Consider the following 12225-nt stretch of genomic DNA (forward strand, 5'->3'; position numbering starts at 1 on the left):
AAAAAGTCGGAGCAGTTTAACGCTCCGGGTTTTAATAATTCCGAATAATAAGTTCGCCGAATTTTTTGCCCGGTGCAAGATTGTTAGAGCGGCTGACTGCTTCGATGTTGTACTCCGCATAGAGATTGTGTATAAAATCATCATTGTTATAAGAGAGGATAAACTTGCCTTTAAGGTGGGATAAAATATCTTTTAGGCGTAAATGATCAGCCTCCGTAAAGTCTATATCGTAATATTGTTCTGTCCCATAATAGGGAGGATCAAGATAAAATAATGCATCCGGCCGATCGTATACTTTGATTAAATCCTCAAAATCCTTATGCTCAATTACAACTCGAGATAATCTCTTACTGACTTGTGTTAAATAATTTACGGTACTATTAATATCACGCGGTCGACAGGAGTAGCTCCGGCAATCTGCTCCAAAGCTCTCTCGGATGAGGGTGTAATACAATGCAGCACGCTGTATATCTGTCATGGCCCATGGAGGAGACGCCTGGCAGCAGGATTGGAAAACTTCCCGAGAATTAAGGACAAACTCTAGCTCATCTTGGAGGGCTTTGGGGTGATATTTTACGATCCTAAATAGATTGACGAGTCTACCATCGGCATCGTTATATACCTCTATGGGAGCGTGACGATCGCGACCAAATAAGACCCAGCCAGCACCTCCAAAGACCTCGATGTATCTACCAAAGTGATCGGGGAACCTCTCAATTATTTTGTTTCGGAGCAATTTTTTGCCTCCAATACGACTAATAAAACTATCCAATTACTATCAATTCCTTTCTTAAACAACAACACCCCCAGTTTTTACACTGGGGGTGTTGTCAATATTTTTCACATTTTTATGTAGGTGAGATGACCATAGATCAACATTAATATGTTCATCTTACCTCCTACGATAACCAAATTGCCCTTATTTTGACGGTTGTTACAGCCTCACTCATAGACATTACATTAAATTGTAGGCCCTTAGCACAATCATCTGCCATTATATTAGACATATCAACAACTGTAACACTGTCAAAAGATTCGATCAAAGTTTTGCCTATACTAAACATACCCTTAGAATCTAATAAGCTAATCTTGACAGCCCCTCCGCCAATCTTATTAATATTGCAATCGATATCCACACCTAATCGGGTATAAGACATAAATATCCCAGACGTCTCATCTGATGTACCTGCAGATAATGTGAGAGTCGACTGGGTCATTAATGCAGCACTAGAATCAGCATTGATCTCAATATATGTATCTGACTCTAGGTGATCACCATTATATATGTGAGTTGTAAGCAGCGTATCACTCCAAACACCTGTCCTGTAAATATATGTCCTGCTGCTGGGCGGAGTGGCTCCGCCGTATACGGGACGCATAATCCCTGTACGATCTTGTAGCCAGCTGCTGGTCGCCGATCGTATCACTCCGTCCGCCCCGGATATAGGTACTACCGATACGGATTGTATGATGCCTTGTGGATTAGCCCGTATGATTGGCACGTTACCCCTCCTCAAAGACAAAAGCAACGGTATCTGTAGGCAACGTCTCTGGCGTGGCCTCCATTACCGTAAAATGTAGTCCATTGACACTGGCTGCATCGCCGTCAACATCCAGTTTTGTTGCGAGGAGAGCATCCATTATATCGACAGGGACCGCCCCTATGGCATCACACATATCATCTGATGATTTCCAGACAGGCACAGAACTACTCTGCTGTGACAAAAAGGCGCTACTGGATGGAGGAGACAGCTGTGTTATAGTCGATGAGGATGATGCGTATAGCAGACCATACCGAGTTAAACTTGACTTTCCGGTACCTCCATGATTAACCTTAAGCGTACCCGTGAGATCATCTGCATAAGGACGATCTTTGCCTATTGCAATCCAGGCCACACCGTCATACTGCAACAGCTGAGGGATATTTTCTGTAAGCCAACTATACGAATATGCTGATGCACGGGTCATATTGGTGTAGCTGTAATGGTGATAAATCGTTTTAGCACCTAATCCATTGAGATCCAGGGTAGGTACCACCGTCGTGCTAGTAACATGGGGGATAATTACAATCATCATCCCTGTGATTAGCTCTGTGATGCCATCTACTGTCGCTGTGTATTTGCTACCAGAACCTGATGTAGTGACAATGGGACAACTACCGTCCCCTTTAGGACCTTGTGGCCCTGCTGGCCCGGTCTCGCCAGGGTCTCCCTTAGGACCTTGCGGTCCCTCCGGCCCGGTCTCGCCGGGATCTCCCTTAGGACCTTGTGGTCCTTCCGGCCCGGTCTCGCCAGGGTCTCCCTTAGGACCTTGTGGCCCTGCTGGCCCGGTCTCGCCAGGGTCTCCCTTAGGACCTTGCGGTCCCTCCGGCCCGGTCTCGCCGGGGTCTCCTTTGGGCCCCTGCGGCCCTGCTGGCCCGGTCTCGCCAGGGTCTCCCTTAGGACCTTGCGGTCCCTCCGGCCCGGTCTCGCCGGGGTCTCCCTCAGGACCCTGTGGTCCCTCCGGCCCGGTCTCGCCGGGATCTCCTTTAGGACCTTGCGGTCCCTCTGGTCCGGTCTCGCCGGGATCTCCCTTAGGACCTTGCGGTCCCTCCGGTCCGGTCTCTCCAGGGTCTCCTTTGGGACCCTGTGGCCCCGCTGGACCGGTCTCGCCAGGGTCTCCCTTAGGACCTTGCGGTCCCTCCGGCCCGGTCTCGCCGGGATCTCCTTTAGGACCTTGCGGTCCCTCTGGTCCGGTCTCGCCGGGATCTCCCTTAGGACCTTGCGGTCCCTCCGGTCCGGTCTCGCCAGGGTCTCCTTTGGGACCCTGTGGCCCCGCTGGACCGGTCTCGCCGGGATCTCCCTTAGGACCTTGCGGTCCCTCCGGCCCGGTCTCGCCGGGGTCTCCTTTAGGCCCCTGCGGCCCTACTGGCCCGGTCTCACCGGGGTCTCCTTTGGGCCCCTGCGGTCCTGCTGGACCGGTCTCGCCGGGATCTCCCTTAGGTCCTTGCGGTCCCTCTGGTCCGGTCTCGCCAGGGTCTCCTTTGGGACCCTGTGGTCCCGCTGGCCCGGTCTCGCCGGAATCTCCCTTAGGACCTTGCGGTCCCTCTGGCCCGGTCTCGCCAGGGTCTCCTTTGGGACCCTGTGGCCCCGCTGGCCCGGTCTCGCCGGGATCTCCCTTAGGTCCTTGCGGTCCCTCTGGCCCGGTCTCGCCGGGATCTCCCTTAGGCCCTTGTGGTCCTTCCGGCCCGGTCTCGCCAGGGTCTCCTTTGGGTCCGATCGCATCTACACCAGAGTCGACAAACTCTCCGGCATCTTTGTCCCAAATCATCCATGTACCGTCAGGGCTAATGTAAGGACTGCTCCCCACTACTACCTGCGCACGATCTGCCGCCTCTACAGCCTCATCACGAGCGTCCATTACTTGCTGCTCAAGCTCCACAAACTCAGAGGGGAGTGGTGATGGGACATCCCCAGGAGCATTGATGCTCCTCTTGATCCTCAGATCAATAATAGCGGACTTTTTGGTGCGCCCATCTGGAGCCTCGTATCTGAGCTGCACATGAGCGATCCCACCCTCTGGGATATACTCCCTCTTGATAGGGATACGTAGGATAAGGTTATCCTCCGATACCTGTGCGTCCACCAGCCAAACATCTTTGCGTATCCCCGTCTCTGCGTCCATAGCAATTGTCCAGTCTGCATACATAGCTCCACCGGTCTGCAGTATAACCAAAGTGTAGACATTATGCTCTGCGGCATACCCTACAACCAGCTCTTGCGGAGCTGCAGATATACTCCAATCCCGATTAAGTGTAATCATGTACTCCTCCGGTTAGACAGTCTCATCGGTCGATTTACCGTCTTTGATACGGATAACCGCCTGATATGCACCATTGCTTGCCAAGCTAACAAGAGCTGCATTCAGCGGTATCAGCGCCCAGACCGTCCAGGGCTGCATCCAACCGCCTGTGGCTGCTGTTGTGACGACCAGTAGCACCGCCGCAATGATGTAAGACAGCCACTGCGTCGGTAGCTTCAGCCGTCATACTCTTCAGCATTTGGGTGAACAAGCCCGTACAGGCCGCAACCCCTGTAAAAGTGGCCAAAGTCTCCCAACTTAAAAAGCTATTAATATCCATATTAATCCTCCTTAATCTCTACTTAATCAACACACCAAACAGCAACTTGCCGTTTGCATATACGCCTGTGCTTTGACCTGACTTGCCAATTGCCCTCACACCAAATATGTAATCATTACCTGATTGACGTCCAGTAATTGTCTGCAGCACCGCACCATTGCCCACGGTAAAGGCTGGCTTAACAGGGCTTGTTAGCTTGACGTGGTAACTGCCACCTTGTACCAAAGTGATGTCCTGCGTGGTATCAGATATTACAGGTGCATCTTTGCCCACAGCGGCGAGGATGCCAGTCGCAATCAAACGGGCTGCATGTGTAGGATCAAATCGGCGCATGTCGTTTGGGGAGTCGATAAAACCGAGCTCAATTAAGATAGCTGGAGCCGTCGTCTCCCGGATGACTGCGTAATAATCACGGCCATCCGTGCCAGTCTTGGTTTTGACGCCCCGATCATGATATCCAAGTCTAAGGAGTACTCGCTGTACCTGCTCAGCCAATTTGCGAGACCTGGTGCCTATGATCGAGCAATAAGTCTCCAGACCGGATCCACCACCAGCATTGAGGTGGACGCTCACAAAATAATCGGCTCCCCACCGATTAGACAATGAGGCGCGCTTATCGACATCCACATACGTATCTGTCGATCTTGTCTGTCCAACGGATATCCCGTATGAGTTAAGCAATTTTGCAAGCTCTACACATACCTGCAATGTACAATCCTTTTCCCGTCGCCCCTGGGCACAAGCACCGGGGTCATTGCCTCCGTGCCCAGCATCAATCCATATCCTCATTATTACTCACCTCCACCTCGACAAAATAGGAAGACACAAGCTCATGAGGCAAATACTGTAGGTTGATTGTACCTCCATCCTCCTCGCCCTCTTGTTGACATAGATACAGTTTACCGTCTTCTGGGTCAAGATAGTATTTGCCATACGTGTACTCCATGCCCTTTGCTGCGGGTATAGGGTCATCCTGTGTCCCTGCATGGACAACATCAATGACCTCCCACAAATTGGGCGTCTTATCTGGTGTCCAATCAGCTTGTGTCGTATGGCCTTGCCCATCACGGACCTTATACAGTTTTTGCGTCGGCGTGTAGTATCTCCGATCTCCAGGTACTACTGCCTCCCCAACTATCCAATAGGGATACAAGGATGGGGCCTTAGCCGCCTCCTGATCCGGTGCATAGGAGACCAGCATCTCAATGTTATCACGGGTGGTCTGTGCCAGCTCTGGGGTAATCGCGTCCGGAGTGACACCAATAATGGTGGCGACTGCAGCGGCTTGCACCTCAGATTGCTCCATGAGTTGAGTCTCTCTTACGCTGACCTCCTTGACGAGTTCTATGCCGATTTGCCCCTCCTGATAATAAGACCGGACAAAAAGGGTATAGCCCTCGATCGGCTTGTCTGCTCCTGTGATCGTCATAGACTTTGTTTTAGCTGTGTCTGTAAAAATGGTACGCAACTCCTGGTCTGTGTAATCCTGTGGATCAAATTTGATGCAGACACCAGGGCGATAGACGCCCTTATACGATTGATTGGCTCCGGTATTACCAATGCAATAGAGCCGTGTACCATCTGCCATTGTCAAGATCATATGAAATCCTCCCATTGACTTGATTTCTTGCGCCGGAAGCGCAGGAAAAGAAACCGAAAACGGGAATCCCGTCTGTTGAGGGATATCCCGCAATGCTTGCTTATACTCTTGCCATACCGCACGAGTGGCCTCGTCCATCGCCGACCAGTTAGACGGATTGCAATAAATCAGATCGCACTGATTAAGGAGCTCGTCCCGGTATGCATACATTTTTTTTGCAGTCGTAAAAAATCCGTCTCGATAATACCAATATCCAGATACTACGTTATTAGGTACATCCTCAATCTCTTTTGTATGATAAAGCGAGAGAGGGTAATATGTATCCGTATCGCATGCATATATGGTGTCAGAGTCGTCCTCCTGGCACGCAACAATAACCCCATTAGATTGTCTTTTTGTAGGGATTATATGATCGGACATATCTACAATTAAGTCCTGTTGGTCTAACAAAAGAAACATCGTTACCTCCTATATGCAAAAGCCAAAACATATACCTTTTGAGACAGACAGATCAGTCGATGTCGTATAATTTCCACCAGTACTAATATACATCCATCGGTTTGTATATGATCTGTTAGGAGTTCTAAGCCAATAATCTTCGACGGATCCATCCCCATTTGATAGGCGTTTAATTCGGCTGGCCGCATCTGTAAAAATTGGATAAGGATACCCTTCTTCCGAAGATAGATATGCTGATTCAGCGCCGGACATTAGCCATAGTTTATCTACCGTAGAAATAGTATCATAAGACGACCCTGGTCTATATGTCTTTTTTATTACAGGCTTTATTACAGATTTAAGGTCTTCGGGAAGTTGTGCAAATATAGCCTCTAATTTTGTCCTCATTATGCAATCAGACCAATCTTCGTCTTGTTCTGCTACTCTTGACGTATCTTGCATAAGATTTTTTAATCCAAAGGTGATAGAAGCTTTTCCGCCTCCTTCGAGATCATCGTGATCAAAATCCCAAATTTGTGCAGTAAGTGTCTCTCCTGTGCTTAATTTAATGTTTTTTGTGTCTCCAACAGCCCAGTAGTCTGCCGCAACTCCCGCACTAGCTGCTTGGGCAATCTGGTCCCAACTATTGTCCTCCAAATCCGGATATATAGACCTAATAGCAATTGTCTGCATCCCGTAGTATGGTCCAGTTGTTATATCCCGATATGTATCTCCACAGGTAATACGATATGTCGTATCAGCGGAGCTAAGTCCAATGACTTTTTTAAGCGTCTCTGGGACTGTGCCCGTATACACAGTATCGTCACCTTGGGCAACTGTAAATTCCTCACCAGAAAATTCTGGGTCGAAGGAAATTGTGACCAAATGGAGTGCCAATGTGCGATTGTACAGAGCACTAAACATTAGATCGGGAGTAGCCTTTGTACCGAGATCAAGTAATGAGGCTGTATCGTCCTGTAGGAGCGTCGCCTTATTGAGTGGAGTACCATCCTCTATTGGATCGTCTGCACGGCTCATGTCAAATACATTGGTCTGCCCACTGACAGGCGTAAGCAATACCCGCCCCGGATGTGTTGATATCCTATCTTTGATAAATCATACCTCCCCTACATAGAGATCGCCGCAAAAACACCAAGCGGCAGCCATCCTGTCCAGCCAAGCGCCAATGGTGTGGAGATCCCACTCCCAGACATTAACCTGGCCAAAATCAATTGTGTTGTTGTAGATGATCTCCTGCCAGTCTGGTAATTGGCAAAACACCTCTTGGAGCGCATTGATGTTATTACGTATCCGGTTGATCTCTCCATAAGAGGGAGGGCTATCCCGTGTCCAATCTGTCTTACAAGGATTGGATACCGTGTATCCATAGCCGCTCAACAGCTCCTGTAGCTGCTGTATTATTGTCTCGATACGATTAAAATCCGTATAGCTATATGACTCCCCGCTCGTATGATCCCATCTGAGATCAGGCACTGCCAATCACCTCCACACTCGATATGTATCCGCTGGTGAGATCAATATCCATGGACGTTATCATACCGGTCAATGCATTGCCAGACATCTGCTGCAGCTGGACCTTATCTCCCGGCTGCCAGGCACCGGGGAAAAGGTCCCCCTGCTCTACGATCCTCTGTTGATAGTGGTCGTATACTCGCTGTGCCATAGCCTGCGCGTCCTCCATGAGCGTACAGTCCTCCACTGCCATTACATTAGCTTTAGAGTTTGCCGGTAGATTGGGCATAGTGACGGAGCCTCCCAGACTTGTCTGATCCTCATATGTTTTGCCAGTGAGCGTAACTGTGCCAGCCTCAGAGACCGTAAGACGTGCCCAATTGACGCTCTTATCAGCGATGATTGCTCCTGTACAAGAGAGCTCAGCAGCAGGGGATGAAAACTTGACCAGACGATCACCCACTTGGCACTCCTCTACAAACAGCTCGCTGCTCTCATCAGAGAGGCTGTAATGATGTACATATACCTCTACCCCAGTCACCAGCTCCCGTTGCGTGAGGCTATGTCCCACCACTTTGTCGTCCGGGCTGATCGTATCCGACACATCAGTCGATGGCTTAAAAATACGGATCATATTACTGCGCGCACATGACACCAAAGCACCTGCAGCAAACGCTACTTGCTGCAGCGCCGCCCGATGCGTACAGATGGGGAGATACCCTTTGAGGGTGATCCTGGCGATATCCGCATCTAGCTCATACAGATCCGAGACTCCGGCAGATGCCATAATATCGGACACCAAGTCCCCGACCGTAATGCCGTCCAGCCACAAACCTCCCATGTACTCTGTGCCATCAATCACGCCTAATAGATCGGTACAGGTGACATCTGTGACATTGCCGTCAGTTGCAGCCTCTTGCAGATAATAGGTCCCCATGTCCATGGGATCACCATCAATCCACTCTGTAACAGCCATATCCTGCCTCAACTGGAAAGCACGATATGCACCGCTGGGATCAAGTATGTCAAACTCTCCGGACGGCGAGTAAAACTGATAATAGAGCATGTTGATGCGCAACTCGTCGGAGAGTAAATCAACCTCCTCTATCACATTGGCGCTGATAAGATCGTTGCCTCCAAATACCTTAAGCACGCCGTACCGTAGCCCGGATAATTTGAGATAATGGTATGGCTTGTTGGTTGCCAAAAATGTGATGACAATCTTATAATATCCCTCCACCAGCGGACCATAAGAGGCGTTGGCGGAAACCGGAGCAAAATCCTCCTCGTGTATCACATTGCCGCTCTGTCCATACCAAACGATATGCATATCATGGATCCAGTCTCCGGTTGACTCGCTAAATACCAAGGTAAGTCCTACAGAGGTGTGAGGCTCCGTAAATGTGATTGTCAATGTGGGAGGGACTGCAAACACTCCATCTGATCCAGAGAGTGTGTTTGACCAAACTCCCATAAACTCTTGGACAGGATCATCCGGAAAAAGTAACCGGCTCCCATCAAGCGGGATACCATCCCCCTCTAACGTTGCCCATGGATCCAGCGTCTGGGTCTCATCATGGATCTGATAGAGATCGGACCAAGGCTTGTAATTTGTGGCGGATAGGGTGGCGTCGTCAACCGCTGTAACATCCATCAGCCTAAAAGAGATCTCGCATCTGGTACTCATTGGCCATCCTCCAAAGGCTCTACTCCGGTGATATTGAGCGTAAGGCCATCCCAGCGCCGTGTGCCATCCAGCTCTAAAAACATTAGAGAGTCGTTACCGATCTCTACACGGGCGTCCAGCGTAACATCATCTTGACCGTCCGGCAAAGTAATGGACACATACTCGTCCGATGTAGCCAATGCCTCGCGCAGCGAGTCATAAGCGGCCTGGTCAAGGCTGCCCAAAGTGACTGTATACGTGCGATACCGGGCACGCAGCTCACTGCGTTTCCGGCCGCTCTCCGCAATCAGATCATACTTATACTCACGTATCTCTCCGCGCTTAAGGTCGGTTATCTCTGCACCGGGATACTTTTGGCCGTTGATCTCGATCATGTTGTTGTGCCTCCCTTGACCATCTTATCGCCTCGTCGTTTGCGCTCGACCTCGATGTACGGATACATGTGCCGGGCAAGAGCCGCCATATCGCCCTTAAGATTGATCGTAGGCGTCGTCTCTATGTACTCATGATAGTAGGTGGATTGCGTGGCCGCTGGAGCGTATTGGGCTGCATGTGCATTTGTTCGGTCAGTGGCCACAGCGGACAAACTCCCGACCTCGCTGGTTACCGCGCCGCGCATTTGAGCGAGGACATCTGGCAATGCCCGGTCAAACCCAACACCTACGCCCTGTGCGAGAGGCTCGCCAACCAGATCCCGTGTTTTGCCGGATGGGGAGTGGATGTCCGCCTCATCTCTCATGGCATTGATGGCTTGACGCACAATATCGGCGGCAGCGGTAGACAGGGCTCCAGACTTGGAGTACATGCCATCAATCATCCCTTGGATGCTGTTTTGTCCAATACTGCTCAGCGTTGATGGGACCGAGGCCAAAGCCGCATCTAGCTTGGCCGTAAAGCTTTTGTTGAGCGTATCGAGCTGACTCTTATAAAATTGATCGGCAATCCCTTTGGCCAAATCCTGCTGCTTTTGCCAAGCAGCCATGTAGCTGCCAAATTCTTCCGCAGGCAAATTAACCAGCGCCTGCGCAAATTTGGTGGCCTCCTCGACTCCGAGAGCCGTTACCTGATCAATAAATCCATCCGGCAACTTGCGCATCTGGAGCTGTGACAGAGCCTTGTCGTATGCACGCAGGGCCTCAATATGCGCGTCCAAATTGACAAGGGATAGGTCACCAGTCTCATCATCAATCACAAATAGGTCTCCAAAGCCAGCCAGTTTGGATTGCATGTCCTCTTGCTGCGCAAGGATATCATCGTTCGCGCCTTGGAACTCATCGGTGATCTCTGTAATCCGGTCCTTGGTGATCTGCAATGCCTCATCGTAGCCGTCCGTCAAGGCATCCTTATATGCGTCAGTGACCTCTTTGCCTGCATCCTCATATGCTTTTTTTTGAGCGTCGGCGCTCTCCTCGATAGCGTCGATCTCCCTTTGGATGGCCTCTTTTTGGGTTTTACCGACCTTGTCCATTTGACGCTCTTTGGCGGCAACCATGGACTCTGTCGTTGAGTCAACCTTATGGTTATATGCCTCCACATTTGCCTCGACCCATTGCTCCATCGCAGCCACAGACGCATCTACACCTGTGTCGATGGCATAGGTCAAATTATCTATGTAAGACTCCCCAATCTCCGTGTAAGAGTCGGCACTCGCTTTAGCTGCCTTAATCGCTGCATTGGATACGGAGGTAATCGCTCCTGTAACATCCTTGGTCTTGTCCTTGATACCGAGGGCGATGCCCATAGAAATCATCTTACCAACCTGGTCACGCATCACGCGAGACGGGGAGTGGATGTCCAAGGCTCCCTTGATGCCGCCGAGGATGCTGTTGGCAAACTCAGTGACCTTGCCCTTGATCCACTCGCCTGCTCCTGTGATGCCCTGCCAGATGCCCTCGACGATATTTTGTCCGACATCCTGGATCTTGGACATCAGACCCAAAAACGCATCTACAAGCGCCTGGACGATCTGTGGGACTGCCTTGATAATCCCCGCAATAATGGCTGGCAAATCCTGGACGAGTGCCACAAATAGGGTAATACCTGCCTCGATGATCTTGTCAATATTAGACGTTAATGCAGTAACGATCCCCTCAATGATCCTGGGCATAGACTCTGCAAGCGTTGTAATGATCTGTGGGAGTGCATCTATCAAAGCCAAAAATAGCGTAACGCCCGCATCAATAATCGCTGGCAGATTATCCATCAGCGCCGTGATAATCCCGTCAATTAAGTCCGGCAATGCGTCGACGATCGTCTGGATAATCATCGGGAGATCCTCGACCAGAGCGGTCAACAGGTCGATCCCGGCCTGCACGATGAGATCGATATTATCAAGCAATGCTGTGAGAATCCCGTCTATGATCTCTGGGATTGCCTCCACAATGGCCGCAATAATATCTGGGAGTGCGTCTACCAATGCCGTAAGCAGCTGTATCCCCGCATCGATTAGCCGAGGAATCGATGCAAGCAATACATCGACCAGGTTGGTCACAATATTGGGGATAGCAGCAATTAAGATGGGTAATCCATCCAGCAGTCCCTGCACAAGTCCTTGGATTAACTGGATGGCCGCATCAACCAGTAGAGGTATATTGTCGATCAATGTCTGGACAATGGCAGCAACAACCTCGATAATTTTAGGCACCAGTTGAGGGAGGGCCTGACTGATCCCATTGGCCAGAGCCATGATGATCTCAATGGCGCCCTCTAAGAGTAATGGTAACGCCTCAATCAATCCCTGCAACAGCGTGGTGATCATGCCCACAGCAGCTGTACTGATCTGAGGCAAACATGCAGCGAGTCCGTCAACCAATCCCATAACGATCTCGCTCGCAACATCCGCTATTTGCGGTAGGATTGTTGCAACTCCATCGCTCAATCCGGAGAGCGCCTCTCCAAATGCCTCCG

The 12225-nt window shown here is 50.4% G+C and carries 10 protein-coding genes and 1 pseudogene; all 11 read right to left on the reverse strand.

The window, feature by feature from the left end:
* Positions 1-31: 31 nt before the first annotated feature.
* A complete protein-coding gene (locus ACGCCZ_RS13690) occupies positions 32-772 on the reverse strand; it encodes a DNA adenine methylase (protein WP_411655619.1) in 741 nt (246 codons plus the stop codon).
* 127 nt (positions 773-899) lie between these two features.
* Positions 900-1157, reverse strand: a complete 258-nt coding sequence (locus ACGCCZ_RS13695) for a hypothetical protein (protein WP_411655618.1) — start codon at positions 1155-1157, stop codon at positions 900-902.
* A 346-nt stretch (positions 1158-1503) separates the two neighbouring features.
* Positions 1504-3801: a hypothetical protein gene (locus ACGCCZ_RS13700; RefSeq protein WP_411656324.1), complete on the reverse strand. Its 2298-nt coding sequence runs from the start codon at positions 3799-3801 to the stop codon at positions 1504-1506.
* An 85-nt stretch (positions 3802-3886) separates the two neighbouring features.
* On the reverse strand, positions 3887-4120 hold the full coding sequence (locus ACGCCZ_RS13705) for a hypothetical protein (protein WP_411655616.1): 234 nt from the start codon (positions 4118-4120) through the stop codon (positions 3887-3889).
* 18 nt (positions 4121-4138) lie between these two features.
* Positions 4139-4909, reverse strand: coding sequence for an N-acetylmuramoyl-L-alanine amidase (locus tag ACGCCZ_RS13710; RefSeq protein WP_411655615.1), 771 nt, complete (start codon positions 4907-4909; stop codon positions 4139-4141).
* Positions 4893-6179 carry a phage tail assembly chaperone gene (locus ACGCCZ_RS13715; protein WP_411655614.1) on the reverse strand — a complete coding sequence of 429 codons (1287 nt, stop codon included), beginning with the start codon at positions 6177-6179 and terminating at the stop codon, positions 4893-4895. Before ACGCCZ_RS13715 ends, ACGCCZ_RS13710 begins: the two co-directional genes overlap by 17 nt.
* A 9-nt stretch (positions 6180-6188) precedes the next feature.
* Positions 6189-7196, reverse strand: a complete 1008-nt coding sequence (locus ACGCCZ_RS13720) for a DUF6273 domain-containing protein (protein ID WP_411655613.1) — start codon at positions 7194-7196, stop codon at positions 6189-6191.
* 78 nt (positions 7197-7274) lie between these two features.
* Positions 7275-7652 carry a hypothetical protein gene (locus ACGCCZ_RS13725; RefSeq protein WP_411656325.1) on the reverse strand — a complete coding sequence of 126 codons (378 nt, stop codon included), beginning with the start codon at positions 7650-7652 and terminating at the stop codon, positions 7275-7277.
* The gene (locus ACGCCZ_RS13730; protein ID WP_411656326.1) at positions 7645-9318 is read right to left on the reverse strand and encodes a hypothetical protein; all 1674 of its coding nucleotides are present in this window, start codon (positions 9316-9318) and stop codon (positions 7645-7647) included. Before ACGCCZ_RS13730 ends, ACGCCZ_RS13725 begins: the two co-directional genes overlap by 8 nt.
* Positions 9315-9692 carry a hypothetical protein gene (locus tag ACGCCZ_RS13735; RefSeq protein WP_411656281.1) on the reverse strand — a complete coding sequence of 126 codons (378 nt, stop codon included), beginning with the start codon at positions 9690-9692 and terminating at the stop codon, positions 9315-9317. The genes ACGCCZ_RS13730 and ACGCCZ_RS13735 overlap by 4 nt, the downstream gene beginning before the upstream one ends.
* A pseudogene (locus ACGCCZ_RS13740) lies at positions 9689-12225 on the reverse strand (hypothetical protein); the annotation flags it as partial. The gene ACGCCZ_RS13735 and the pseudogene ACGCCZ_RS13740, both read right to left, overlap by 4 nt.

The organism is Anaeromassilibacillus sp. SJQ-1 (assembly GCF_046693725.1).
Taxonomy (GTDB): Bacteria; Bacillota; Clostridia; order Oscillospirales; family Acutalibacteraceae; genus Anaeromassilibacillus.

Excerpts from the sequence above, each read along its gene's own strand:
- ACGCCZ_RS13695 (WP_411655618.1), bottom strand. The coding sequence starts at position 1,157 with ATGTCTTATACCCGATTAGGTGTGGATATCGATTGCAATATTAATAAG.
- ACGCCZ_RS13700 (WP_411656324.1), bottom strand. The coding sequence starts at position 3,801 with ATGATTACACTTAATCGGGATTGGAGTATATCTGCAGCTCCGCAAGAG.
- ACGCCZ_RS13705 (WP_411655616.1), bottom strand. The coding sequence starts at position 4,120 with ATGGATATTAATAGCTTTTTAAGTTGGGAGACTTTGGCCACTTTTACA.
- ACGCCZ_RS13710 (WP_411655615.1), bottom strand. The coding sequence starts at position 4,909 with ATGAGGATATGGATTGATGCTGGGCACGGAGGCAATGACCCCGGTGCT.
- ACGCCZ_RS13715 (WP_411655614.1), bottom strand. The coding sequence starts at position 6,179 with ATGTTTCTTTTGTTAGACCAACAGGACTTAATTGTAGATATGTCCGAT.
- ACGCCZ_RS13720 (WP_411655613.1), bottom strand. The coding sequence starts at position 7,196 with ATGAGCCGTGCAGACGATCCAATAGAGGATGGTACTCCACTCAATAAG.
- ACGCCZ_RS13730 (WP_411656326.1), bottom strand. The coding sequence starts at position 9,318 with ATGAGTACCAGATGCGAGATCTCTTTTAGGCTGATGGATGTTACAGCG.
- ACGCCZ_RS13735 (WP_411656281.1), bottom strand. The coding sequence starts at position 9,692 with ATGATCGAGATCAACGGCCAAAAGTATCCCGGTGCAGAGATAACCGAC.